The organism is Sphingobium sp. CCH11-B1, from assembly GCF_001556865.1.
In the GTDB taxonomy this organism is placed as follows: Bacteria; Pseudomonadota; Alphaproteobacteria; order Sphingomonadales; family Sphingomonadaceae; genus Sphingobium.
The window spans coordinates 1-25940 of sequence record NZ_LSJY01000123.1; the positions used below are offsets into that span (position 1 = coordinate 1).

Annotated in this window: 24 protein-coding genes; 8 read left to right on the forward strand and 16 right to left on the reverse strand. The window is 63.4% G+C overall.

The window, feature by feature from the left end; genetic code table 11:
* On the reverse strand, window positions 1-536 hold a 536-nt coding region (locus tag AX724_RS12625), incomplete at its 3' end, for a YggS family pyridoxal phosphate-dependent enzyme (RefSeq protein WP_066767019.1).
* A gap of 23 nt (window positions 537-559) precedes the next feature.
* Here AX724_RS12625 and AX724_RS12630 point away from each other — a divergent pair.
* Window positions 560-1111, forward strand: coding sequence for a thiamine phosphate synthase (locus AX724_RS12630; protein ID WP_066767022.1), 552 nt, complete (start codon window positions 560-562; stop codon window positions 1109-1111).
* Here AX724_RS12630 and AX724_RS12635 read toward each other — a convergent pair.
* Window positions 1108-1737 (reverse strand): HAD family hydrolase, encoded by a 630-nt coding sequence (locus AX724_RS12635; protein WP_269454156.1) that lies wholly within the window; start codon window positions 1735-1737, stop codon window positions 1108-1110. The two genes, AX724_RS12630 and AX724_RS12635, sit on opposite strands and share 4 nt — an antisense overlap.
* Before the next feature lie 74 nt (window positions 1738-1811).
* On the opposite strand from AX724_RS12635, the gene AX724_RS12640 reads away from it, so the two are divergent.
* The 4 genes from AX724_RS12640 to AX724_RS12655 are packed head-to-tail and all read left to right on the forward strand — an operon-like array spanning window position 1812 to window position 5403.
* Entirely contained in the window at window positions 1812-2921 is a 1110-nt protein-coding gene (locus AX724_RS12640) for an ABC transporter permease (RefSeq protein WP_066767026.1), read from the forward strand.
* A complete protein-coding gene (locus AX724_RS12645; protein ID WP_066767028.1) occupies window positions 2921-3793 on the forward strand; it encodes an ABC transporter ATP-binding protein in 873 nt (290 codons plus the stop codon). The genes AX724_RS12640 and AX724_RS12645 overlap by 1 nt, the downstream gene beginning before the upstream one ends.
* A gap of 3 nt (window positions 3794-3796) precedes the next feature.
* Window positions 3797-4759: an MlaD family protein gene (locus AX724_RS12650; RefSeq protein ID WP_066767031.1), complete on the forward strand. Its 963-nt coding sequence runs from the start codon at window positions 3797-3799 to the stop codon at window positions 4757-4759.
* A gap of 17 nt (window positions 4760-4776) precedes the next feature.
* Window positions 4777-5403 (forward strand): ABC-type transport auxiliary lipoprotein family protein, encoded by a 627-nt coding sequence (locus AX724_RS12655; RefSeq protein ID WP_066767110.1) that lies wholly within the window; start codon window positions 4777-4779, stop codon window positions 5401-5403.
* A 49-nt stretch (window positions 5404-5452) separates the two neighbouring features.
* Here AX724_RS12655 and pepN read toward each other — a convergent pair whose 3' ends face one another.
* From pepN to AX724_RS12690, 7 genes are all read right to left on the reverse strand, one after another.
* Window positions 5453-8053 (reverse strand): aminopeptidase N, encoded by a 2601-nt coding sequence (pepN, locus tag AX724_RS12660; protein WP_066767034.1) that lies wholly within the window; start codon window positions 8051-8053, stop codon window positions 5453-5455.
* A gap of 84 nt (window positions 8054-8137) precedes the next feature.
* The gene (locus AX724_RS12665) at window positions 8138-9055 is read right to left on the reverse strand and encodes a ParB/RepB/Spo0J family partition protein (protein WP_443018712.1); all 918 of its coding nucleotides are present in this window, start codon (window positions 9053-9055) and stop codon (window positions 8138-8140) included.
* An 8-nt stretch (window positions 9056-9063) separates the two neighbouring features.
* On the reverse strand, window positions 9064-9846 hold the full coding sequence (locus AX724_RS12670) for a ParA family protein (RefSeq protein ID WP_066767037.1): 783 nt from the start codon (window positions 9844-9846) through the stop codon (window positions 9064-9066).
* Window positions 9843-10487, reverse strand: coding sequence for a 16S rRNA (guanine(527)-N(7))-methyltransferase RsmG (gene rsmG, locus AX724_RS12675; RefSeq protein WP_066767039.1), 645 nt, complete (start codon window positions 10485-10487; stop codon window positions 9843-9845). Before rsmG ends, AX724_RS12670 begins: the two co-directional genes overlap by 4 nt.
* The gene (gene mnmG / locus AX724_RS12680) at window positions 10484-12334 is read right to left on the reverse strand and encodes a tRNA uridine-5-carboxymethylaminomethyl(34) synthesis enzyme MnmG (protein ID WP_066767042.1); all 1851 of its coding nucleotides are present in this window, start codon (window positions 12332-12334) and stop codon (window positions 10484-10486) included. Before mnmG ends, rsmG begins: the two co-directional genes overlap by 4 nt.
* Before the next feature lie 60 nt (window positions 12335-12394).
* Window positions 12395-13678, reverse strand: coding sequence for a tRNA uridine-5-carboxymethylaminomethyl(34) synthesis GTPase MnmE (mnmE, locus tag AX724_RS12685; RefSeq protein WP_066767044.1), 1284 nt, complete (start codon window positions 13676-13678; stop codon window positions 12395-12397).
* A gap of 7 nt (window positions 13679-13685) precedes the next feature.
* Window positions 13686-13940: a DUF6489 family protein gene (locus AX724_RS12690; protein WP_066767046.1), complete on the reverse strand. Its 255-nt coding sequence runs from the start codon at window positions 13938-13940 to the stop codon at window positions 13686-13688.
* A gap of 146 nt (window positions 13941-14086) precedes the next feature.
* Here AX724_RS12690 and AX724_RS12695 point away from each other — a divergent pair, with 146 nt between their 5' ends.
* Window positions 14087-14788: a dienelactone hydrolase family protein gene (locus AX724_RS12695; protein ID WP_066767049.1), complete on the forward strand. Its 702-nt coding sequence runs from the start codon at window positions 14087-14089 to the stop codon at window positions 14786-14788.
* Between the two features lie 17 nt (window positions 14789-14805).
* Complete coding sequence (locus tag AX724_RS12700; protein WP_066767051.1) at window positions 14806-15756, forward strand: quinone oxidoreductase family protein; 951 nt, start codon at window positions 14806-14808, stop codon at window positions 15754-15756.
* A 62-nt stretch (window positions 15757-15818) separates the two neighbouring features.
* Here the strand turns inward: AX724_RS12700 and AX724_RS12705 are convergent, their stop codons facing one another.
* Both AX724_RS12705 and rho read right to left on the reverse strand, forming a co-directional pair.
* Window positions 15819-16538: a YjbE family putative metal transport protein gene (locus tag AX724_RS12705; protein ID WP_066767056.1), complete on the reverse strand. Its 720-nt coding sequence runs from the start codon at window positions 16536-16538 to the stop codon at window positions 15819-15821.
* Window positions 16539-16560: 22 nt separating this feature from the next.
* A complete protein-coding gene (gene rho / locus AX724_RS12710) occupies window positions 16561-17817 on the reverse strand; it encodes a transcription termination factor Rho (protein WP_066767058.1) in 1257 nt (418 codons plus the stop codon).
* Between the two features lie 261 nt (window positions 17818-18078).
* Here rho and AX724_RS12715 point away from each other — a divergent pair, with 261 nt between their 5' ends.
* Window positions 18079-19038 carry a retroviral-like aspartic protease family protein gene (locus tag AX724_RS12715; protein WP_066767060.1) on the forward strand — a complete coding sequence of 320 codons (960 nt, stop codon included), beginning with the start codon at window positions 18079-18081 and terminating at the stop codon, window positions 19036-19038.
* Between the two features lie 22 nt (window positions 19039-19060).
* Here AX724_RS12715 and AX724_RS12720 read toward each other — a convergent pair whose 3' ends face one another.
* The 5 genes from AX724_RS12720 to leuS form a co-directional block, all read right to left on the reverse strand.
* A complete protein-coding gene (locus AX724_RS12720; RefSeq protein WP_066767062.1) occupies window positions 19061-21133 on the reverse strand; it encodes a transglycosylase domain-containing protein in 2073 nt (690 codons plus the stop codon).
* 129 nt (window positions 21134-21262) lie between these two features.
* On the reverse strand, window positions 21263-21667 hold the full coding sequence (gene msrB, locus AX724_RS12725) for a peptide-methionine (R)-S-oxide reductase MsrB (protein WP_066767066.1): 405 nt from the start codon (window positions 21665-21667) through the stop codon (window positions 21263-21265).
* Between the two features lie 31 nt (window positions 21668-21698).
* Entirely contained in the window at window positions 21699-22727 is a 1029-nt protein-coding gene (gene holA, locus AX724_RS12730) for a DNA polymerase III subunit delta (RefSeq protein ID WP_066767068.1), read from the reverse strand.
* A complete protein-coding gene (gene lptE, locus AX724_RS12735; RefSeq protein WP_066767069.1) occupies window positions 22724-23224 on the reverse strand; it encodes an LPS assembly lipoprotein LptE in 501 nt (166 codons plus the stop codon). The genes holA and lptE overlap by 4 nt, the downstream gene beginning before the upstream one ends.
* A gap of 67 nt (window positions 23225-23291) precedes the next feature.
* Complete coding sequence (leuS, locus tag AX724_RS12740) at window positions 23292-25850, reverse strand: leucine--tRNA ligase (protein ID WP_066767070.1); 2559 nt, start codon at window positions 25848-25850, stop codon at window positions 23292-23294.
* Window positions 25851-25940 lie beyond the last annotated feature (90 nt).

A 25940-nucleotide genomic window follows, 5' to 3' on the forward strand; every position in this document is an offset into this window, starting at 1 on the left:
GGCGCGGGTTCCAGTTCGGCAGGCGGCACACACATGAGGCCGAGCACAGGAATATCGGCGTCGCGTGCGGCAGCGATCAGTGCCGGCGTGTCGGCGATGGCACAGCCGCCCTTCTGCTCCTCCGCGCCGATATTGACCTGAATGAAGCAGGGGATGCGCTTGCCGGTTGCATTCATCGCCTTCGCCAGCGCGGTCAGGAGCGAGGGCCGGTCGAGCCCGTGGATGACGTCGAACAGGGCGACCGCTTCGGTCGCCTTGTTCGATTGCAGCTGACCCACCAGATGCAGTTCCACATCGGGCCATTCGTCCCGAAGCGCGGGCCATTTGTCCTGGCTTTCCTGCACGCGATTTTCGCCGAAGACACGCTGGCCGGCTTCTATGAGCGGGCGGATGGCCGGAGCATCATGCGTCTTGGACACGGCGATGAGGCGGATGTCGTCGCCGCTGCGATCCGTCAGGCGGGCGGCGCGATCCATGGCTTCGCGGACGGCGGCAAGGCGAAGGGCGGCATCGTCAACAGGGGTGTCGGTCGTCATCGGCGCTGCTATAGGCGAGGGTCATGTCCGCCCGCCACCGCAAAAAGCAGCCCATGCTCTGGCTGATGACGGATGAACGCGTGCCCGATGCTGCGCTGCTCGCGACTGCGGCGCGGTTGCCCAAGGGCGCGGCCGGGATCGTCTTTCGCCATCATGCGACGCCTGTGGCACAGCGGCGCGCCCTGTTCGACGCGCTTCGACGGATCGCGCTTGGGCGGCGGCTGATCCTGTTGCTTGGTGGTACGGCGCGGCAGGCGGCGGCATGGCGCGCCGATGGCGTGCATGGGCGCGACCGGCGGCGCGCGGCCCGGCCGCTCTTGCGCAGCGCGCCAGTGCATGATGTGCGGGAAGCCGTCGCGGCGCGCGGCGTCGATCTCTGTTTCGTCTCGCCGCTCTTTCCCACCCGATCGCATCCGGGTCGCTCGACCCTCGGCCGTGTCGGATTTGCGATGATCGCCAGCCGGATCGACCGGCCGGTGATCGCCCTGGGCGGGATGAAAGCCACGCATCGATACATGCTGGGCGGCATCGGCGCTGACGGATGGGCGGCGATCGACGGACTGACCGGCTATTAGGTCCAGTCGACCCGCGTCCAGCCACGCTCGGCTGCCAGCCTGGCCAGCGGCTTGTGCGGATTGGCGGCGAAGGGCAGGTCGGCGAATTCCAGCATCGGCGCGTCCGACACATGGTCGGAATAGGCGCGGATATGCGCCTGTCCGCGGTCGATTGCCTCGGCTGCCATCCATGCCTTGATCATGCGCAGCTTGCCGGTGTCGTAGCAATTTTCCCCGGCGATCTTTGCGCGGACATACCGCAGATCCTGGCTCAGATGATCGGTAGCAATCACGGCGTCGAAGCCCAGGCGGTGCGCGATCGGCTCGACATAGAGGCGGTAGGAAGCGGTGGCGATCACCGAATCGGCATAGCTTTCGACATGCGGCATGAGCTTCGCCCGCTCCACATGATAGCCGATCATCAGCGCCTGGTTGAGTTCCTTGAGCCGCTGGCGCGTGACGAGCTTTAGCACATAGGCCAGCATCAGCAGGATGACGCAGGGGAACAGCAGCAGTCGCCACGGCGCCATGCGGCGCGCCACATGGAGGAGGAAGCCGGTATAGGTGCCGCTGAACGTGACCGTGCGGTCCATATCGTAAATCGCCAGCCGATGCGTCGTCATGCCGTATCCGAAACTTTTGTCCATGCCCTTCGTTCTGGCTTGCGGATGGGCCGTTTCGGCTTGCCGTGCAACCGATAATGGACCACTAAATCCATCGCATGAACAAAGCCGCTGATCTTGCCGAAGACGCGCGCGATGGCGGCAGCGTGCTCCGCCTGTCCGGGTCCATGGCCATTGCCTGTCTGCGCGATCTGCCGAACCGGCTGGACGCGGTGCAAGGACCGGTGCAGGCGATCGACCTGAGTGATGTCGATCATATGGATACGATCGGCGCATGGACGGTCCACCGCACCGCCCGCCGCCTGGGGTGCGAAGTCACCGGCGCCAATGACGATGCCGCGCGTTTGATCGCTGCGGTGGGCGAACTGGACGAACCGGTGTCCATCCGGCCCGACCATATCCATCCCATGCGGCGCGTCGTCGGCCAGATCGGCGAAGCGGTGACGGCGGCAGGATCGACTCTGGTCGGTCTGGTCGGATTTTTCGGCGGGACGCTGGTGGCGAGTTGGAACATCCTGCGCCATCCGCATCGCTTTCGCGTCAATGCCGTGGTGCAGCGGTTCGAAGTGGTGGGCGTTTCGGCGCTGGGCATCATCGGCTTGATGAGCTTTTTGATCGGCATCGTCATCGCGCAGCAGGGTTCAGTGCAGCTGCGCCAGTTCGGCATGGAGATGCTGACCATCAACCTGGTCGGCCGGCTCACCTTTCGCGAACTTGGCGTGCTGATGACCGCGATCATGGTGGCTGGGCGGTCCGGATCGGCCTTCGCGGCGCAACTCGGGACGATGAAGCTGACCGAGGAGATCGACGCGATGCGGACGATCGGCGTTTCTCCGATGGAGGCGCTGGTGCTGCCACGCACGCTGGCTGTCGTCGTGATGATGCCCCTGCTTGGCTTCTATTCCTCCATCGTCGCCATCATCGGCGGCGGTTTTTTGTGCGCGGTATCGCTGGAAATTCCGCCAATCACCTTCGTGCAGCGTCTGCGGGAGGTCGTGCCCATCACTGACTTGTGGGTCGGCCTGATCAAGGCCCCCGTCTTCGGAATCATCATTGCGCTGGCCGGCTGTTTCCAGGGGATGCAGGTCAAGGCCAATGCCGAGGAGGTCGGGCTGCGGACGACCGCCGCGGTGGTGCAGGCGATTTTCCTCGTCATCGTGATCGACGCCTTCTTTGCCGTTTTCTTCACCTGGGTCGGGTGGAATTGATGAGCGAGGAGAATATCCAGGCGGCCGAGGAGCAGCGTGTCGAGCAAGCGTTCGAGCATAGCGACATCGCCATCAAGGTGCGTGGGTTGCGCAACAGCTTCGCTGATCAGGTCGTGCACGAGCATCTCGACCTCGACGTGCGCAAGGGCGAGATATTGGGCGTGGTCGGCGGATCGGGCACCGGCAAGTCGGTGCTCATGCGCTCCATCATCGGCCTGCAGACGCCCGATGAGGGCGAAATCTGCGTCTTTGGCGAATCGATGATCGGGCGTCTGGATGACGAGGCGCTGGCCATACGGAAGCGGTGGGGCGTGCTGTTCCAGGGTGGCGCGCTGTTTTCGACGCTGACGGTGGCGGAAAATGTCGAGGTGCCGATCCGCGAATATTATCCCGACATCGGCCCGCAGCTGCGCGACGAGATCGCCGCCTACAAGATCCGCATGACCGGCCTGCCGACCGAAGCGGGCCCCAAATATCCGGCTGAATTGTCCGGCGGGATGAAGAAGCGCGCTGGCCTCGCCCGTGCGCTGGCGCTTGACCCGGATCTCCTCTTCCTGGACGAGCCGACCGCCGGCCTCGACCCGATCGGAGCGGCGGCGTTCGACGAACAGACGCGCCAGTTGCAGCAGACGCTGGGTCTCACCGTCTTCCTTATCACCCACGATCTCGATACCCTCTATTCGATCTGTGACCGGGTGGCGGTGCTGGCCGACCGGAAGGTGATCGCCGTCGGCAGCATCAAGGAACTGCTGGCGACCGATCATCCGTGGATCCAGGAATATTTCAACGGCCCGCGCGGCCGCGCCGCAACGGCCGCGGTCACGCGCGAAAAGAACAGGGCGGCGGACAGCCCGCCGGACGGAAGGCGATAGGATATGGAAACCCGTTCCAACCATGTACTGGTGGGCACCGTCACGCTGCTGCTGATCGCGGCCATCATGGCCGCCGCCTTCTGGTTTTCCCGCCTGTCGCAGGGCGACAGTCAGGAATATGACATCTTCTTCAAACAGTCGGTGAACGGCCTGGCGAAGGGGTCCGCGGTCAACTATTCAGGCGTGCCGTCCGGACAGGTCGAGAAGATCGAACTGTGGAAGCGCGATCCGAGTTTCGTGAAGGTGCGCATTTCCGTAAAGGATGGCACGCCCGTTCTGCAGGGGACGACAGCCACCATTTCTGGCGTCGGCTTTACCGGCGTGAGCGAAATCGTGCTGGACGGCGCGGTCAAGGGCGCGCCGCCGATCCTGTGCCCGGTCGAAAATGTGCTGGCCGCCTGCCCCGACGGCGTGCCGGTCATCCCCACCAAGCCCGGCGCTCTGGGCGAGCTGCTCAACAATGCGCCCCAGCTGCTGGAGCGGCTGTCCACGCTGACCGAGCGACTGACCGAGCTGCTGAACGACAAGAATCAGCAGTCGATCGCCGGCATATTGGCCAATGTCGAGCGCGTATCCGATGCGCTGGCGGATCGGAGCCCCGAAATCGCCGCCACGCTGGCGGAAGCGCGTATCACGGTACAGCGGACCGGCGTTGCGGTTGAACAGATCGGCAAGCTGGCCGCGACGACCGATTCGTTGCTGAACGACGAGGGCCGGCCCTTGATGGCGGACCTGCGCAAGAGCGTGCAGGCCGCATCGCAAAGCATCGACACGCTCAACAAGACGATCGCAGAGGCGCAGCCGGGCGTGCGCAGTTTCAGCAATCAGACCATGCCGGAGGTCAACCAACTGGTTCGCGATCTGCGCGAGATGTCCCGATCCTTCCGCGGGGTCGCGGAAAAGCTGGACCAGCAGGGTGCCAGCTCGCTGGTCGGATCGCCCAAGCTACCGGATTACAAGCCATGATGAGAGAGATGCGGACCATGATCCATGCGAAACGCCGGGGCTTGAAAGCGTCCGGCCTGTTGGGAGCGGCTGCGGGCGCGCTGCTGTTGTCGGGATGCGTTTCGATCGGCGCGAAGCCGCCGCAACGGTTGCTGACGCTGGATGCCACCCACAAGGTTCCGGCGGGGACGACTCGCGTGGCCGGGGAAGGACGTACGCTCATCGTTGCCGACCCGGAAGCGCCGCGCATGCTGGACACGGTGCGCGTGCCAGTGCAGCTCGGCGCCACGTCGGTCGCTTATGTGACCAAGGTGCAATGGGCGGACACTCCGCGCCATCTGTTCCGTCGCCTGCTGGCGGAAACGATTTCGGCGACGACGGACCGGGTCGTGCTGGATAGCGGTCAATTCTCCGGCGACGGCGGACAGCGCCTGTCCGGGGAATTGGTCGCTTTTCAGATCGACGAACCGAGCGGCAGCGCGATCGTCACCTATGATGCCGTCCTGACCACCCCGGCGGGCAAGGCGCTGGCGCGGCAGCGCTTCACGGCCAGCGTGCCTGTGGGCGGAAAGATCGAGGCGTCCACGGTCGGCGCGCCGCTGAACGCTGCGGCGAACAAGGTGGCGTCCGACGTCGCCGCATGGGCGGCGGCGGTGAAGGACTGAAGCCCGTTGCTTGCTGGGCACCTGATATGCGGGTGCCCGGGCAGCAGGGTCAGGTGAGGCTCTTGCTCGCCTGTTCGGTCACGTCCTTCGACAGGCCCGGTTCCGCCAATATGCGCTGAAGCTCCGCTCGCATCAGTGACGCGCGGCCCTCGTCGAACCGCTTCCACCGGCCAAGCGGTGGCACGAGACGCGCGGCGGTTTGCGGGTTGAGCTTGTCCAGCGCGATGATGCAGTCGGCAACCATGCGGTATCCCTTGCCGGACTTGTGATGGAACGCCCACTGATTGGCCGCGAAGGCCCCGAACAGGGCGCGCACGCGATTGGGATTGGCGAGCGTGAAATCCTTGTGGCGGGACAGCGCGGCGACATGGTCGGCAGTGTCGGGATGGAGCGAAAAGGCCTGTGTCTGGAACCATTTGTCCAGCGTCAGCGCGTCGTCGCAATAGCGGTTGTAGAAGATGTCGAGGGCTGCTTCCCGCTCCGCGCTGCCCCCGTTGGCGAGCGTTCCCAACGCCGCCTGACGTTCCGTCATATTGTCCGCCTCGCTAAACTGCGCGAAGGCGATAGACGCTCCATCTGACGCGCCCGAGGCGACAAGGTAATGAAGCGCCGCGTTGCGGAGCTTGCGCGCGCCTTTCGCGGCGGGCGAGGTCGAAAAGCCGTTGGCTTTGGTTCCGGCGTGGACTTCGCGCCACAGATTTTCGAGATCAACGCCGATGCGCGCCTGAAGCGCCTCCCGAGCCCTATGGATGGCGTCAGGCTCTACCCGCGCCATCTGGTCGCCCAGATAGGCTTCGCTGGGCAGGCGGATGACCTCCGCCACGAAGGCCGGATCGAGCGCAGTGTCGGTCAGGGTGTAGCGGATGGCGTCTACCACGGCCTGCTCGTCCGCTGGCTGCCCCGAGGTCAGGGCGAGGAGCACGTTGACCATCAATTGCTGCATCGCTTCATAGCGGGCGAACGGATCATCATCATGCGCCGACAGGAAGGCGAGATCGGCCTGGCTGCGGTCGGTCTGCACGATCACCGGTGCCGAAAAGCCGCGATTGATCGACAATATGGGCGGCGAGGCAAAGTCGGGAAACACGAAGCTTTCCCGCGCTTCTGTCAGGATCAGCAGTTCGTCGCCATGATGCGTTGCGGTCGCCGGATTGAACAGCGCCACGCGTAAGGGGATCGCCATCGGCTGCTTGACCGGCTGCCCCGGTGTTGAGGGAATGGATTGTTCGAGGACCAGTTCGACGCTCTGGGTGGCGGGGTCATGGGTGAGGGACGCTTGCACCAGGGGCGTTCCTGCCTGCTCATACCATAGACGGAACTGCCCGAGATCCAGACCTGCGCCATCCTCCATGGCCCGGACGAAATCCTCGCAAGTCGCGGCCTGCCCGTCATGGCGATCGAAATAAAGATCCGTGCCCGCCCGGAACCGTTCCGGACCGGCAATCAGCGCCATCATGCGGATAAGTTCGGCACCCTTGTTGTAGATGGTCGCGGTATAGAAATTGCTGATTTCCATGTAGGATTCGGGTCGGACAGGATGGGCGAGCGGCCCATTGTCCTCCGGAAACTGCGCCGCGCGCAGCACGCGCACATCTTCGATCCGCTTGACGGCATGGGAGCCCATGTCAGCCGAGAAATTCTGATCGCGAAATACCGTAAAGCCCTCCTTCAAGGAGAGCTGGAACCAGTCGCGGCACGTGACGCGATTACCCGACCAATTGTGGAAATATTCATGAGCCACCACCCCTTCGACGCCGTCATAATCGACGTCGGTCGCCGTTTCGGGATCGGCCAGGATGTAACGCGAATTGAAGATGTTGAGGCCCTTATTCTCCATCGCCCCGAAATTGAAGTCCGCGACGGCGACGATGTTGAACACATCGAGATCATATTCCCGGCCATAGACGCGTTCATCCCAGGCCATGCTGTTCTTGAGCGCTGTCATCGCATGGCTGGTACGCGGCAGGTCGCTTTCCTTCACCCAAATGCCAAGCCGAACCGTACGCCCGCCAGCGGTGACAAACTGGTCGGCGTTGCAGGCAAGATCGCCCGCCACGAGCGCGAACAGATAACAGGGTTTCGGGAAAGGGTCGTGCCAGACCGCCCAATGCCGTCCGTCATCCAGTTCCCCCGTATCGATCGGATCGCCATTGGCCAGCAATATCGGGAAGCGCGCCTTGTCGGCCGTCATACGCACGCTATAGCGTGACAGCACGTCGGGGCGATCAGGGAAGAAGGTAATGCGGCGAAACCCTTCTGCCTCGCATTGGGTGCAAAGCAGGCCGCCGCTGGCATAGAGTCCCATCAGCTTGCTGTTGCTTTCGGGGACGAGCTCGACCAGCGTTTCGATGTGATGGGCATCGCCGGGCAGCGTCAGGATAAGCGCGCCTGCTTCGAGATACCAGGATTGGGGCGAGAGGGGTTGACCATCCACCCTTATTTCCAGCGGAACAAGGCCGTCGCCGTCCAGCCTGAGCGGCTGATCGTGATCGCCATTGCGCGTCACGGACAATTGCGCGCGAACCCGTGTCAGGACAGGGTCGAGATCAAATTCCAGATCGATCTGCGGGACGAGCCAGTCCGGCGCGCGATAGTCGCTGCGGCGAATGACGGAGGGCGCGGCGGAAGTGGTGGAAAGCATGTCGGCCATGCTTGCAACCTAGGGGCGGCGCCGGAAAAAGCCAGTGGCGCAACGGCATTTATGCGTGGCGCTTGTCCCCTCCCCCGCCTTGTGTCAGATGCGCTCGCCCGACAGACGCTGGCACAGCATGTCGAGCTGATCCAGATTGGAATAGCGGAGCGCCAAGCTGCCGCCCGCGGATGCGCCATCATGCGCAATCTCGACCTTCAGGCCCAATATGTCGGCGAGATGCTGTTCGAGCGCGGCGATGTCGGGGTCCTTTTCCAGCGAGGCTCCTGCTCGTCGACGCGCCGACGGTGCATCCTCGCCAGTCTTCACCCGTCGGACAAGTTGCTCCGTATCGCGAACCGAAAGACCTTTGGATTCAACCTGTTGTGCAAGTCGTTCGCAATCGGGCGCACCAATCAACGCGCGCGCATGACCCATGCTGATCCGGTTGAACATGACCTGTTCCTGCACCGGCTTGGGCAATTCGAGCAATCGCATGAGGTTGGCGACATGGCTGCGCGACTTGCCGACAATGCGGCCGAGCGCTTCCTGGCTATGGTGGAACTCCGCAATCAGCTTGCGATAGGCCTCGGCTTCTTCGATCGGATTTAAATCTTCGCGCTGGATATTTTCGATCAGCGCGATTTCCAGCGTTTCCTGCTCGTCGAAGTCGCGCACGATGGCGGGTATGCGGTGCAGCTGCGCCCTTTGCGCGGCGCGCCAGCGGCGTTCGCCTGCGATGATCTGGAACCCGCCGCCATGAGGGCGGACGATGATGGGTTGGATGACGCCGCGCTTTGCGATGCTGTCGGCCAGTTCCTGAAGCGCGCCATCATCGAAATGACGGCGCGGCTGTTCCGGATGCGGATGGATCAAGGCTACTTCGATACTCTGCACAGCCTTGCCATTGGCCGGAGCAGTGACCGATGCCACAGGCTCTTCCCGCGAGACATCGCCCAGTAGCGCGGAGAGACCGCGACCCAGTCCTTGCGGGCGCTTGGCTGCCTTCGGCTTGTCAGCCATATTCTCGCTCAAGCTGCGACCTCCTGACGGGGCAAGCGGGCAATCAATTCGCGGGCAAGGCGCATGTACGCCTCGGAGCCCGAACAGCGGAAATCGTAGATCAACGCTGGAACGCCATGACTGGGAGCTTCGGACAGGCGCACGTTGCGGGGAATGACGGTCGAAAATACGAGATCGCCAAGGCAGGCCCGCACATCGTCCGCCACCTGATCGGTCAGCCTGTTCCGGCGATCATACATGGTCAGGGCCACACCCATGATCGAGAGGCCGGGATTAAAGCGACCCCGAATGCGCTCGACCGTCTGCAACAATTGCGACAGCCCTTCGAGCGCGAAGAATTCACATTGCAGCGGAACGAGCAGCGATTGCGCGGCAACCATCGCGTTTATGGTCAGAAGGCCGAGAGAGGGTGGGCAGTCGATGAGGCATATATCCCAGCGGCCGGATGGCGCTTCGGACAATACCCTCTCCAGCCTGTGGGTACGCTCTTCATACTCGATCAGCTCGATCTCGGCCCCGGACAGGTCCTGCGTTGCAGGAACAAGGTCGAGCTTTGGTACACGCGTGGTGACGATACTGTCCTCAAGCGCACAGTTGCCGACAAGGAGATCGTAGCTGGAATAGTTACGTTCCGCCTGGCCAACGCCAAGTCCCGTCGACGCGTTGCCCTGCGGATCGAGATCGACAAGCAGGACGCGCAGGCCAGTAGCCGCCAGACCAGTGGCAAGGTTTATCGCGGTCGTCGTCTTGCCCACGCCGCCTTTCTGATTGGCGATAGCGATACGGATCATGGACGATGTTTCCCTTTGCCAATCGGGTGGACACCGCGAGCAACGATGATCGCGCTGTCGCGATCCGTTACGCTGGGTTCCACGTGAAACACACCTTGCCACGACCCGCGCACCGCCTCCAGTTCATTTTCAGCACTTCGGCCTTTCGGCAGCACCCAACAGCTATTTTTGTTCGCCAGATGGGCAGCGGACGCCAGAAGCTTTGGAAGGGGCGCATAGGCTCGGGCGCTGATGACCGCCGCGTTCATGGCCGGCGCAACTTCCACCCTGCCTCCGAACACTTTGGCGTGATCAAGGCCGAGCTGATCAATGACACTATTCAGGAAGTCGACCCGCTTGCGGCGCGTTTCGATCATCAGCATCGGCCGCTGGTCCAGGCAGGCAATGACGAGGGCGGGGAGGCCTGCGCCCGAACCCAGGTCCACCCAGCTTCCATCTCCCGCATCTTTGGCCAGCAATAATAGTTGCGCCGAATCGACAACATGCCTGGCCCATATATGGGGGACAGTCGAAGCGGCGATGAGGTTCTGTTCCTTCGACGCCTCCAGGAGCAGGGAGACATAGTCTTCCAGCCGCTGCCATGTTTCACGTGAAACATCGAATTCGGCCTGCAACCATGCCCGTGCATCGTCTTCGGTCACGCAGCCTCGCGACGGGCATGGACGAGAATGGCTGCCAACGCAGCGGGAGTCACGCCGCGGATACGGGACGCTGCGGCAAGCGTTTCCGGTCGGGCGGCCTCGAAGCGTTCAATCATTTCCAGCGAAAGCCCCCCTATGCTTCGATAGTCGAGGGCCGCAGGCAAAGCGACGCGTTCGTTGCGTCGAAGCTCGGCAACCTCTGCCTCCTGCCGTTGAAGGTACGGCGCGTAGTGGGCGTCTTCCAATATCTCTTGCCGAAGGTCGAAAGGGGCCTTGCGGAGGGCAGGAGCGAGTTCAAGCAGCAGCGAAGGATCGACTTCGGGAAACCGGGCCCATTCAAAAAGGCTGCGACGCGAGCCATCCTGCCGAACGGCCGCGCCGAGTCGTGCAAGCTCGGTGGCGGTCTTTTGGGATGCCAGATCCTGTTGGGCTACAGCACGAAGCTCGTCACGTTCGGCGAAACGCGCGGCGCGTTCCGGGCCGATAATGCCATGCGCCAAAGCCAGCGCGCCGAGGCGCGTTTCGGCGTTATCAGCGCGCAGACGCAACCGATATTCGGCGCGCGCGGTGAGCATGCGATAGGGTTCCGTCACCCCCTGAAGCACCAGGTCGTCGATCATGACACCGATGTAGGAGCTGGTTCGATCAAGGATTATGGCTGGAAGATTTTTGGCAAACGCAGCCGCATTGACGCCAGCCACCAGCCCTTGCGCCGCTGCCTCCTCATAGCCGGTGGTGCCGTTGATCTGGCCGGCGCAAAACAAGCCCGGAAGGGCTTTGACCTGCAACGAGGCATCGAGGGCACGCGGATCGATATGGTCATATTCGACCGCATAGCCCGGCGTCACGATCCTCGCCCGTTCCAGTCCGGCCATGGACCGGATCATCGCAATCTGAACGTCAATCGGAAGGGACGTGCTGATCCCGTTCGGATAGACGAGATGGTCATCGAGCCCTTCCGGCTCCAAAAATATCTGATGGCCGTCACGGTCCCCGAACCGCATCACCTTGTCTTCTATCGAGGGGCAGTAACGGGGGCCCCTGCCCTCGATCGCTCCGCCGAACAAAGGCGAGCGATCGAGGCCGGCCCGAATGATCGCATGCGTTTCTTCATTCGTGCGCGTGATCGCGCAGGCCAGCTGCGGAAGAGTCCGGCCGGGCGACATAGTCGACATCGTCCAGTCGCCCATGTCGGACGGCTGTGTCTCCAGGCGCGCCCAATCGATCGTGCGGCCATCCAGCCGCGGCGGCGTTCCGGTTTTAAGACGGCCGATCGGCAGATCGAGTGCCCGTAACTGCTGGCCTAACAGAGTGGCAGCCTGTTCTCCAACGCGTCCGCCTGTTTCCCGCTCTTCCCCCCGAAACAATTTGCCACCGAGGAAGGTGCCAGTGGCCAGCACGACGGTGGGTGCATGCACGGTGCGGCCGTCCACAAGAGTCAGTCCCGCCACCGTGCCATTGGATAGCAGCAGAGCGCTCGCTTCCCCCTCCAGAATGTCGAGCCCCTCGACCGCGTCGAGCAATTGGTGGATTGCCGCGCGATACCGTTTCCTGTCGGCCTGAATACGGGGACCCTGAACCGCCGCGCCTTTGCTGCTGTTGAGCATCCGATAATGGATAGCGGCTGCGTCGGCTGCCCGCGCCATAAGGCCGTCCAGCGCATCCACTTCCCGGACCAGATGCCCCTTGCCCAAGCCTCCGATTGCCGGGTTGCAGGACATCGCGCCCACCGTTTCGCGGCTGAACGTGAGAAGCGCGACAGAAGCGCCCTTGCGCGCAGCCGCAGCTGCCGCTTCGCAACCGGCATGGCCGCCGCCGACGACGATCACATCATAGCTTGTTCGCATAGGCACGCCCTTACCAGAAAAGGCGGGCTCCGGTCAAAAGCGTTCCACGTGGAACATCGATCATTTTCCGATGCAGAAGCCGGAGAAGAGTTGATCCAGCATGTCTTCGGTGCCGGCCAATCCGGTGAGTTCGTCAATAGCGCTGCGGGCCAATCGCAGCTCCTCCGCGACGAGCAACATGTCTTTCTGGACCGATAGAGCGGCATCCAGATGACTTGCGATCCGGCTGAGATGACGCCGCTGCCGGTCATGCAAGGCATAGTCATCCTCGCCGGGCAGCAACAGGGATGCCCGTTGCAGCAAGAGCGCGACGAGCGCCTTCATCCCCTCCCCTGTAACCGCCGACAGCCGAAGCCCCGGCCTGTCATCCTTGATCCGGTCCGCCTGCGCCGCGATCAGGATCGCGTCGTCGCGAGGAAGATCGCTGGCATTACCGAGCCAGAGGATGAGATCGGCGGCGTCGAGAGCGGCCTTGGCACGGTTGATCCCGATTGCCTCGACCGGGTCATCGGTCTGCTCCCGCAACCCCGCCGTATCCGTCAGGAGGAAGGCCACGCCGCCGAGTGCGGCGGGAACCTCAATGCGGTCCCGCGTCGTCCCGGCGATATCCGACACGATCGCAGCGTCCCGACCTGCGAGGGCATTGAGCAGCGTGGATTTGCCTGCGTTGGGCGGACCAGCCATCACCAGCCGGACGCCATCCCGCAACCGCTCGGCTGACGGAGCATTCAACGCCTGCACGACATCATCCCGGAGGGCGATCACATGCGCCGAAATGTCGGCTTCAATGCCCTCAGCAGGCACATCGTCCTCATCAGAGAAATCAAGGGCTGCTTCCGCCATGGCAGACAATTGTAACAGGCGCGCCCGCCATCCCGCGATCCTCCTGGAAAAATGCCCTTCCGCCATGAGGAGCGCTGATCGGCGCTGGCTTTGCGTTTCCGCCGCCAGCAGATCGGACAAACCTTCCACCGCATTAAGGTCCATGCGGCCGTTCGCAAAAGCGCGCCGTGTAAATTCGCCCGCTTCCGCTCGCCTCAACCCGGCAATTTGGGCCAGGGCGCCCTCCACCGCCGCGATGACGGCGCGCCCGCCATGGCAATGTAGTTCCGCCATGTCCTCGCCCGTAACGGTCGATGGCCCGGGCAACCATAGGATCAGGCCACGGTCGAGGGCTGAGCCGTCCTGCGGATCTTTCAGCAAGGCAAGGCTCGCCACGCGCGGCGGCGGCAGTCTGCCGGCCATGGCCTCAAGTGCCTGCCTGGCGTGGGGGCCGCTGATGCGGAGGACGGCGATGCCAGCGGGCGGTCGCCCGCTCGACAGGGCGAAGATGCTATCGGTCACGCGGCTGCTATTTCTTTTCGTCTTTCGTCGTGCCCATGCCTGCAAGGCCAACGTTCATCATTTGCTGAAACAGGCGCATCCCTGCATCGCCCAGGGGAGAGAAGCTTTTGAACAAGGTCTCCATCTGCTCGACGCTGCCCACGCCGTCGAAGCCGTCCAGCATGGTCTTGATATATTTTTCGTGAATGGGCGTCACGTCGGGAAGGCCCAAAAAGGCACGTGCCTCGGCAGGGGTGCAATCGACGTCTACGGTTACTTTCATGTCCCGCCTTTCAATAGCTTTCCGGCACGATCTTTCAGGGTCATGCCGCAACAGGGCGCGCCGATGCAAATTTAAAAGAAATCGGGCGTTGCGCGGGCCGCGTGATCCGCCAATATGCGCCAATCAAAGCTGCAAAGGACATTGTAATGGGCGAATTCGTGGCGGTGAAGACTCTGGAAGGAGATGCGCAGTTCGACGCCTATGTGGCGGTTCCGGAAGAAAAGGCCAGCGCAGCGATCATCGTGATCCAGGAAATATTTGGCGTGAATGAAGGGATCCGACGCAAGTGCGACAACTGGGCCAAGGCGGGCTACCTTGCCTATGCGCCGGACCTGTTCTGGCGAATTGCGCCCCATATCGAGCTGGATGCCGATGTGCCGGAGCAAATGGAGCAGGCGCTCGGCTATATTCCACGGTTCAATCAGGATCAGGGCATTCGTGACCTGGAAGCGGCGATCAAGGCAGCGCGGGCTGCGCTTGGTGGCACGGGCAAAGTCGGGGTCGTCGGCTACTGCCTTGGCGGCCGTCTCGCCTTCATGTCCGCATGTCGGACCGACGGCGACGCGTTCGTCGGCTATTATGGGGTCGGAATCGACGGTCTGCTGGGTGAGCAGCATGCCATCGGCAAGCCGACCATGCTCCACATCCCGACAGCTGATCATTTCGTTCCCGCGGAAACGCAGCAGGCAATGCATGACGGGCTGGCGGACAACCGGCACGTTACCCTTCATGATTATGAGGGGCTGGATCACGGCTTTGCCGCCGAGATGGGCAATCGCCGCGTGGAAGACGCAGCGCAATTGGCCGATCGCCGGACGGCGGACTTTTTCGCAGAGCATCTCGCGTGAGCGGAGCCGCCTGGCGAATGGTCATTCGCGTCAATGGCGGTCCTGACGTCATGGAGCGAGAATATTTTGACCCCGGTGCGCCGGATCAGGGCGAGGTGCTTATCGAGAACAAGGCGGTCGGCCTCAACTATATCGACACTTATTTCCGAAGCGGGCTCTATCCTGCCGATCTGCCCCTGACGCTGGGATCGGAAGCCGCCGGGGAAATCGTTGCGGTCGGCCCTGGCGTATCCGGGTTTTCAGTGGGCGACAGGGTCGCGTGCGCCACGGCGCGGGGCAGTTATTGCACCCATTGGCGGGTTCCGGCGACGCAGGTGGTGCATCTGCCCGATGATATCAGTTTCGAAGATGCCGCGGCGATGATGCTGAAGGGCATGACCGCCTGTTTCCTGGCGGAGGATGTCTGGCCGCTTAAAGCCGGGCAGACGGCGTTGGTCCATGCCGCCGCTGGCGGGGTCGGCTCAATCCTGGTGCCTTGGCTGCGAGACAAGGGCGTGGTGGTGATTGCCCACAGCGGCTCGGCGGCGAAGGCGGCGTCCGTTGCCGCGGACTTCAGCCTGCACGCACCGATGGATGATCTTGCCGCGCAGGTACGTGAGCGGACCAACGGGGAAGGTGTCGACATTGTCTATGATGGCATCGGGAAGGCGGGCTGGAGTGCGTCGCTTGCATCGGTGAAGCCACGCGGTCTTCTGGTCAGTTACGGCAATGCGTCGGGTCCGGTCCCGCCGGTCAACCTGCTCGACCTCAGCCGGGGAGGATCTCTCTATGTGACGCGGCCGACGCTGTTCAATTATGTCGCGACGCCGGAAGAGTTGGCGCACACCGCGAGACGGTTGTTTGACCGAATGGAAAAGGGTGTGGTGGGGGCGGTGATCGGCCAGCGCTACGCTCTTGCCGATGCGGCGCAAGCACATCGCGCACTGGAATCACGGCAAACGGTGGGGTCGACCCTGCTGATCCCCTGACTTCCCTCGCATCAAAAAAGGGGGGGCCGCCATCATGGCGCCCCCCCTTTGTCTTATTCCGATCAGGCAAAGAGGGACAGCAAGCCGACTTTCTGATCCACGAAGCCGTCGTAGATCATCTTCACCGCGACATAGACGATGACTGCGAGCCCAAGATAGGCGATCCAGCGGAACCGTTCGATATAATGGGCGATGACATTGGCGGCGATGCCCATCAGTGCGACGGATAGAACCAGTCCGATCATCAATATGCCGGGATGATCCCGCGCAGCCCCCGCGACTGCCAGCACATTATCGAGGCTCATCGACACATCGGCCACGGCGACGGCCCATGCCGCGCCGGCGAAGCTTTTCGCCGGACGCAGGCCCGACACATCGTCGTCGCTTGGGTCTGCTGTGTCGGCCCCGCGTTTCGGATGCAGTTCGCGCCACATCTTCCAGCTCACCCAAAGCAGAAGCAAGCCGCCCGCCAGGATCAGGCCGACGATCTGCATCAATTGGCTGACCACCAAGGCGAAGGCGATGCGCAGCACCAGCGCGGCAAGAATGCCGATCAGGATCACTTTCTTGCGCTGATCGGCAGGCAGGCCCGCCGCCAGCGCGCCGACGACGATGGCGTTGTCGCCGGCCAGCAGCACGTCGATCATCAGCACCTGCACAAAGGCTGATAGAGCGGATGGTGACGTTATATCACTGAAATCATTGATGATATGCTGCCAGATTTCGGCGGGAGAGCCGATACCCTGAGCGGCGGACGCAGCAGTGGCAAGAAGGTCCAACATCGTGGCCTAACGTCTCCGTCTCTTACTGGTTCATCGTCGCAAAGAAATCCTCGTTGGTCTTGGAATCCTTCATCTTGTCGAGGAGGAACTCCATGGCATCCACCGTGCCCATCTGCATGAGGATGCGGCGCAAGACCCACATCTTGCTGAGCGTCGGCTTTTCGACCAGCAACTCTTCCTTGCGGGTGCCGGACTTGCCGACATCCAGCGCCGGGAAGATGCGCTTGTCCGCGACCTTGCGATCCAGCACGATTTCGGAGTTACCGGTGCCCTTGAATTCTTCGAAGATGACTTCGTCCATGCGGCTGCCCGTGTCGATCAGCGCGGTGGCGATGATGGAGAGGGATCCGCCTTCCTCGATGTTGCGCGCCGCGCCGAAGAAGCGCTTGGGCCGCTGGAGCGCGTTGGCGTCGACACCGCCGGTCAGAACCTTGCCCGAGGAAGGGACGACCGTGTTGTAGGCGCGGCCGAGGCGGGTGATCGAATCGAGCAGGATCACCACGTCCTTTTTATGTTCCACCAGGCGTTTGGCCTTTTCGATGACCATTTCGGCGACCTGGACGTGGCGCGTGGCGGGTTCGTCGAAGGTCGACGACACGACTTCGCCCTTCACGCTGCGCTGCATGTCGGTGACTTCTTCCGGCCGTTCGTCGATCAGCAGGACGATCAGGAAGACCTCCGGGTGATTGTCGGTGATCGCCTTGGCGATGTTCTGGAGCATCACCGTCTTGCCGACACGGGGCGGCGCGACGATCAGCGTGCGCTGGCCCTTGCCCTGGGGCGAGACGATGTCGATGACGCGGGCCGACTTGTCCTTGATCGTTGGGTCGAGCGTGTCGAGGCGCAGTTTCTGCTCGGGATAGAGCGGCGTCAGATTGTCGAAATTCACGCGGTGGCGCACGGCATCGGGATCGTCGAAATTGACCGTGGTGAGCTTCGTCAGCGCGAAATAGCGCTCACCATCCTTGGGTGCGCGGATTTCGCCTTCCACCGTGTCGCCGGTACGCAGCCCGAACTTGCGGACCTGGTTGGGAGAGACGTAGATGTCGTCGGGGCCGGCGAGGAAATTCGCCTCGGGACTGCGCAGGAAGCCAAAGCCGTCAGGCAGCACTTCGATGGTGCCCTCGCCCATGATCTGTTCGCCATTTTCGGCCTCGGCCTTCAGAATCGCAAACATCAGGTCCTGCTTGCGCAGCGTCGACGCGCCTTCCACGCCGAGTTCCTCGGCCATGGTGACGAGGTCTGCGGGCACTGTTTTCTTGAGGTCCTTGAGATGCATGTGCGAGTCGGTCCGATGCGGAGGGTGGGAAAATGGGCCGGAAAGGAGGGAAATAGTCTGGCCGAGAGCCAAGGATCCTCGTTCCGGACGGACAAGGATGAGACAGAACTGCGTTTAGCGACAGGCCGCCCATGTCGTCAAGGCGGGATCGTGGCGGTGAAGGACGGAATTGCGCCTGTTTCCAACCGCGGCGCCGAGCGGTGGCGCTGGCGCGATGGCCTGTCGGCGTGATATAGTGTGCCAGGAGAGGATGGAAAGACCATGACGCGGTTCCCTGTGCTTGTGGGCGTGGCGCTGGCGGTCGCCGGGCCGTCGGTGGGGCAGGTCGCGCCAACGCTGGATCCCGATGTTCCGCCTGCGGTGGTTCGCACTGGTCCGCCCGCCGATGATCGGGTGACCGTGCCGATCCGGATCGATGGCAAGGGGCCATGGAACTTCGTCATCGACACAGGATCGCAGCGTACAGTCATAGCGCGTGAACTGGCGCAACGTCTGGCCCTGCCGCCCCGTAGCAATGTGACCATCCTGAGCATGACTGGTCGGTCCGAAGCCAGCACGGTCGCGGTACCCAGGCTGGACTTCGCCGGGGGGACACTGGACGACATAGAGGCGCCGGTGCTGGAAGGCGAACATCTGGGCGCGCCGGGGCTGCTGGGGCTGGACAGCCTCCACGCCAAGCGCGTGACAATGAACTTCCGCACGGGCCAGATGGAGATCGCGCGCAGCAGCCGGCGCGCGCAAGCGGCGGACCCGGACACCATCGTCGTGGAAGCGCGCCGCAGGCGCGGGCAGTTGATCCTGCTCGATTCCGAAGTGAATGGCATGCGGGTGAACATCATGCTCGACACGGGCTCGCGCTATAGCGTTGGCAATCTGGCGCTCCGCGACAAGCTGGTCGCGAAGAAGCGCGCGCCCGAGATGCTGACGGCCGTGCTCACCAGCGTCACCGGCGGCACGCTGACGGGGCAGATCGGGCAGATCCAGTCCGTCCGGCTTGGCCGCGTCAACCTTGTCCGCGTGCCGGTGATATTCGCTGACGCCAGTCCATTTGCCGAACTGGGGCTGCAGGACAAGCCGGCCCTGATGCTGGGCATCAGCGCACTGCGCATCTTCGATCGGGTGGCGATCGATTTCGGCCGCGGCAAGGTCGATTTCCTGCTGCCTGACGCAAGTGCAGCGCAAAGCATGAAGATGGCTGCCAACGATCAGCGAAGACGGTGAACCGCGTGAGCGGTCGGGCGCGTCAGGGGGTAGGCGGAGGCCGTTGCTGCTGACGCTGGCGATCGCGTCCAAGCACATTATCGATCCACTGCTGGTCTATGCGCGGTGGTTGCGGCCGATCCTGCGGGTCGACCTCCATCTGTGGCTCGTCCGACTCGTCCCCGGATTCACGGGGCTGCAGCCGTTCGATGGGCAAGCCATTCTCATCGACCATCATGCCGGGATCGGGGGTGTTGTAATAGGCCTCCTCGTCGGGCTCCAGCTGCCATTCCGGAAGCGTGACTTCCGTTTCGAATTGTTCGACGGGGCGCTTGGCGACGGCGACCTTCATGTAGGCGGCGAAAGCGCGAGCCGGGGCGCGGCCACCCTGCAGCACGCCGACGGCCCGGGCATCGTCGCGGCCCATCCAGACACCAGTGGTGATGCCGCTGGAAAAGCCGAGGAACCAGCCATCCTTGTTGCTGGTCGTGGTGCCGGTCTTGCCCGCCACCGGCCGGCCGATCTGTGCCGCGCGGCCGGTACCGGTGCTGACCGCGGTCTGCATGAGGTCGGTCATGCCTGCGGCGACCCAGGGGGCGACGAGAACGCGGCTGGTATCGTCCTGATGCTGGTAGAGGAGACGTCCATCGGCGGTGGTCACCTTCGTGATGCCGTAGGGCGCGACTGCGATCCCCTTTCGCGCGATCGAGGCGAAGGCGCGCGTCATATCGATCAGCCGCACGTCCGACGTGCCGAGCACCATCGAGGGATGCGTGTTGATCGGCGTCGATATGCCGAAGCGGCGCGCCATATCCGCGACGGTCGGGAAGCCCACCTCGACGCCCAGCTTGGCCGCCACGGTGTTGATCGAATAGGCAAAGGCCGTGCGAATATCGATGTCGCCGGCGAACTTGCCGTTGGCATTGCGCGGGCTCCATCCATTGATCGTCACAGGTTCGTCGGTGATGCCGGTGTCGGGTGTGTAGCCCGCCTCAAGCGCGGCCATGTAGACAAAGATCTTCCACGCCGATCCGGGCTGGCGGGTGGCGGTGGTCGCGCGGTTGTAGTTGGATGTTACATAGTCAAGCCCGCCGACCATCGCCCGTACCGCGCCGTCCCGGTCGAGGCTGACCAGCGCACCCTGCGTACCGGACGGCACGTTGGCCTTGATCGCCGCCGTCGCCGCATTTTGCGTGGCCGGATCGATGGTGGTATAGACTTCCAGCGGTTCGTTGGGTTCGTCGATCAGCACGTCCAACTGCGGCAAGGCCCAGTCGGTGAAATAGCGTACGCTGTTCTGCGGCGGTTCTGGCGCCATCTTCACGCCACCTAAGTCGGCGGCCGCCCGTTCAGATGCCGAAATCTTCTCATTTTCCTGCATCAGGTCGAGCACGACGCCCGCGCGACCGATCGCGGCGTCGGCATCAGCCGTCGGTGAATAGCTGGACGGAGCCTTCACCAGCCCTGCGATGATGGCGGCTTCGGGAAGGTCGAGGCTGGAGGCGGGATGGCCGAAGAATTTGCGGCTGGCGGCATCGATCCCATACGCGCCTCCGCCGAAATAGACCTTGTTAAGGTAGAGTTCGAGGATCTGCCGCTTGGAGAATTTACGCTCCAGCGCAAGGGCAAGCACGATTTCCCGGACCTTGCGACCGAAGCTGTAGCTGTTGTTGAGGAAGATGTTTCGCGTGACCTGCTGCGTGATGGTCGATGCGCCCTGCCAGCGTCGCCCGGTCCCGCGCCGTTCGATCGCCACCCATGCGGCGCGCGCCATGCCGACCGGATCGACGCCGGGATGCAGGTAGAAGCGCTTGTCCTCGGTGGAGATCATCGCATCCACCATGACCTGCGGGATCTGGTCGTAATTCATCCAGCGGCCGAAACTCGGCCCCAGCGACACGATCACGCTGCCGTCCGCCGCATGGACGCGGATCATCTGGCCATTGGGAGAGGATTTCAGGCTGTCATAGCTGGGCAGCGACTGCATGGCGATAACGACGGCGATGACAAGCGCCAGCAGGCCTGCCACTGCGGCCGCCAGGCCGACCTTCAGCCCGCGCATCAGCCACTTTCTTGCGCCCGTGGGCGCTGCCCTGCTCTTACCTGATCCTGCCATCTATGCCGCCCCGAATAGGCGCTAATCCCCACGTCTGCCAGCGCAAATGCTGCAATCACGCATGAAAGCTGCGCATGCGCTCTTCATGCGAAGAGCGGATTTATCAGCGATGAACGCAGGACAGGCGGATCATTTCGATTCGGCGCGGGATTTGAAGTCGAGGCTGGCGCTGTTCATGCAGTAACGCAGGCCGTTGACGCCAGGACCATCGGGGAAGACATGGCCCAGATGGCCCTCGCATTTGGCGCAGCGCACTTCGGTACGGAGCATGCCGTGGCTTGAATCGCGGACCTCTTCGACCGCATCGATGTCGACGGGCGCGGTAAAGCTGGGCCAGCCTGACCCGCTGTCATATTTCTCCTCCGCATCGAACAGTTCTGCGCCGCAGCCGGCGCAATAATAGACGCCATCCGCTTTGTTGCCATTATATTTGCCGGTGAAGGCGCGTTCCGTGCCGGCCTCCCGCAAGACATGATATTGTTCAGGCGAAAGGCGCGCGCGCCATTCGGCGTCGGAAAGAGTGAGCTTGTCCATGCCGGCAATATGGTGCCAGCGGGAAATGCGATCAAGCCCGCTCCCGCGCCGCCTGGCGGGCGATGGTCAGCAATTCCTGCCTGACCATCAGGTCGCCCGTTCCCCTGCCCGACCGGGTCGCGCGTTCCGCGTCCAGCAGCCGCTGGATCACGCGAGCGACGCCGGCTGCGTCCCATTGCCGCACCTGGCGGGTCACCAGGCCCTTCTCCTTCCAGAACACCGCCTTGCCCGCCGCCTCCACCGCGCCTTCCAGGCGCCCGCTGGCGTCGAAATCGGCGCGGATGTGGGCGATCAGCACCGCGCGCGTGAGCAACGGGCGGATGACCGACGCCATCGCCGCCCCCGTTTCGGCAAGGCGCTGCAGTTCCTTGTGCATCGCCTTCAGATCGCCGCCCAGCACCGCGTTGACCAACGGCCCGATCTCCGTGTCGGGATTGTCGGCGGACAGGGCCTCCAGCGCTTCGGCGGTCGCTTCGCATGGTCGCTCCGGCGCCGCGTCGAGATAGAGGATCAGTTTTTCGACCTCGCCCGCCATCAACGCCCGGTCGCCGTTGGCGAGATCGACGATGCGGCGCGCCAGTTCGGTCGGCAGGCGCAGTCCGCCTTCCCGCGCGATGCCGATCGCGATCTGCTCCGCTTCCCGCGCGTCGGGCTGATAGGAGATGAGCGCCAGCGCCGCCTTGTGGTCGAGCGCCAGTTTCAGCAGCTTCGATGTTGGCTTGAGCGCGCCCGCCAAAGCGATCACGGGATTTCCGGCAGCCTCCGCTTCCAGCAGGGCGGCCAGTGCTGGCGCGGATTCGTCGCCCATCCCGGTTATGCGGACCCAGCGCCGGTCGCCGAACATGGAGAAGGATGCCGCTTCATCCGCAAGCCGGGCCGGATCGTCCTTCAGCGTGGCGCCGTCCAGGTCCACCCGCTCCGCCTGCGGTCCCATTCCGCGCTCCAGCCGCTTCGCCAGGGCAGCGCTTCCAGCCTCGTCGGGACCGTAAAGCAGGAAGAAGCGGATGTCGGCGGGCGGCGTATCCAGCGCCCGCTCCATCTGACCGCGATTGGCCTTCAAGGATTGCCGGCCTTGCGCGAAAAAAGGGCGAGCCGGGTGACGATCTGGTCCGCGACCGTCTGGGACAGGCGCTCGAGCGCGGTATCTTCGGCCGCGATGGTCGCATATTCGCTGGACGTCACGTCGATGCCAGCGTCCGATCCCGCCGTCGCGTCCAGAACCTGCGTGCCTGTCGCTTCGTCCACCAGCTGGTAGCGGGCGCGCAGCGTGCGGCGTTCACGCGTGACGGCGGCGTCCGCGCGCAAACCAAAGCCGCTGATCTGATCGTCGAGCTTCACGACCAGCCGATAGCGCGGGCCGCTGCCGCTGTGCATGGCGGCCAGCCGGTCGTTGAGCGCATTGCGGACAAGCCAGCCACCTTTTCCGTCGATCGGCGCAACCTCCACATTGCCCAATGCCTGCGCAACGGTACCGTGACTGCCGCCGCCATAGACAGGACGCAGGCCGCAGCCGCTGAGGGTGGCAAGGGCGATGGGGAGCAGGAGCCAGGACTTCATGCCAATCTCCATAACCGTTCGCAGCTGACCTGTCGAAGGGCTTCGACAGGTCAGCGACTGATGGCGTTCAGATGACCAGATTGACCAGCCGGTCGGGAACGACGATCACCTTCTTGGGCGTTGCCCCGTCCAGGATGCGCGCGACATTGGGCGCCGCGATGGCGAGCCGTTCCAGCTCCTCCTTCGACGTCCCCTTGGGCACCGTGATGGTGTCGCGCAGCTTGCCCATGACCTGACAGGCAATCGTGACCTCATCCTCGACCAGCAGCGCTGGATCGACGGCGGGCCAGGCGGCGTCGGCGATCAGTCCCCAATCCTCATTGAAGGCGTCGCCCATTTCCGCCCAGCCTTCCTCGGCCAGATGCGGCGTCATGGGCGCAACCAGCAGCGCGAGCGCACGGATCGCGGCGGTACGCGACGCGGAGGGCTTCGCTTTTTCGATGGCGTTCACCAGCTCATAGATCTTGGCCACGGCCTTGTTGAAGCCCAGCGCCTCGATATCCTTGGCCACGCCGTCGATCGTCTGGTGCAGCTTGCGGTCGAGCGGCTTGTCCTGTCTTTGCGCCGACAGGTCCGCTTCGCCGAACAGCCGCCAGACGCGATTGACGAAGCGCCAACTGCCCTCGATTCCGGCCTCGGTCCAGGGCAGGTCGCGTTCCGGCGGGCTATCGGACAGCATGAACCAGCGCACCGCGTCCGCGCCATATTGGGCGATGATGTCGTCTGGATCGACGACATTCTTCTTGGACTTGGACATCTTCTCGACGCGGCCGACCGTCACCGGCGCGCCGCTCTCGATATGGGTATAGTCGTCGCCCGACTTCTTCACTTCACCCGGCGACAGCCAGCTCCCGTCGCCGGCCTTGTAGGTTTCGTGCGTCACCATACCCTGCGTGAACAGGCCGGTGAAGGGTTCAGCAAAGTCGAGCTGCCCCATATGCCGCAGAGCGCGGGTCCAGAAACGGGCGTAGAGCAGATGCAGGATCGCATGTTCCACGCCGCCGATATATTGCCCGACGGGCAGCCATTGCTCGACCGTCGCACGGTCGAACGGCTTGTCCTTGGGCTGGCTGGCGAAACGGATGAAATACCAGCTGGAATCGGCAAATGTGTCGAGCGTGTCGGTTTCGCGCACGGCCGGCTTGCCGCACTGGGGACAAGCGACATGCTTCCAGGTCGGATGGCGATCCAGCGGATTGCCGGGAATGTCGAAGCTGACGTCTTCGGGGAGGACGACCGGCAACTGATCCTTGGGCACGCCGACGGGGCCGCAGCTGTCGCAATGGATAACCGGTATCGGCGTCCCCCAATAGCGCTGGCGCGAGACGCCCCAGTCGCGCAGGCGAAACACCGTCTTACCCTCGCCCCAGCCTTCGCCTTCCGCGCGAGCGATGACGGCGGCCTTGGCCTCCTCCACGCTCATGCCGTCGAGGAAGCGCGAATTCACGAGGCGGCCGGGACCGACATAGGCTTCGTCGTGGATAGGCTTGCCCGCTTCGCCATCGGCTGCGACCACCCGTTCCACGGCGAGCATATATTTGCGCGCGAAATCGAGGTCGCGCTGGTCATGCGCCGGCACACCCATCACCGCCCCGGTGCCATAGTCCATCAACACGAAGTTGGCGATGAAGACAGGCAGCTGCCAATCAGGATCGAAAGGATGCGTGACTGAAAGGCCGGTGTCGAAGCCCAGCTTCTCCGCCGTTTCCAGCTCGGCGGCGGTGGTGCCCCCTTCCTTGCACTTCTCGACGAAGGCGGCGGCATCCGCGTTGTTCGCTGCCACGGCTTGGGCAACCGGGTGGTCGGCCGCGATCGCGACGAAGCTGGCGCCGAAGATTGTGTCGGGCCGGGTCGAATAGACCTCGATTCCCGCACCCGCATCCAGTCCTTCCAGCTCTTCCCTTTCCGGAAAGGGCGCGAAGTCGAAACGGAATTGCAGGCCGACCGACTTGCCGATCCAGTTTTCCTGCATCAGCTTCACCTTTTCGGGCCATTGGTCGAGGCTCTTGAGCCCCTCCAGCAGATCGTCGGCGAAGGCGGTGATCTTGAGGAACCACTGGGAAAGCTTGCGCTTTTCGACAAGCGCGCCAGACCGCCAGCCACGACCGTCGATCACCTGTTCGTTCGCCAGCACGGTCATGTCGACCGGGTCCCAGTTGACCGCGCTTTCCTTGCGATAGACCAGGCCCGCCTTCAGCATGTCCAGGAACAAGGCCTGTTCATGGCCGTAATAGTCCGGCTCGCACGTTGCCAGTTCGCGGCTCCAGTCAATCGCGAAGCCCAGCTTCTTCAATTGCGCGCGCATGTTGGCGATATTGTCGCGGGTCCAGCTGCCCGGATGGACCTTCTTTTCCATGGCGGCATTTTCCGCGGGCATTCCGAAGGCATCCCAGCCCATCGGGTGGAGCACTTCATGCCCCGTCATGCGGCGGAAGCGCGCCAGCACGTCACCCATGGAATAGTTGCGGACATGGCCGATATGGATGCGCCCGGACGGGTAAGGGAACATCTCCAGCACATAGCTGCGAGGCTTCGGGGACGCGTCATCCGCCTTGAAGCTCTGCTTCTCATCCCAGGTCGCCTGCCAACGGGCGTCGGCCTCAAGCGGGTTGAAGCGCCTTTGCATGTCTCGTCCTTACAAATGCAATCGGGCTGGGCCTTGCAAAAGCCCAGCCCCTCGTGATCGGATGGTGTAATCGGATCGCGGGGCCGCCTG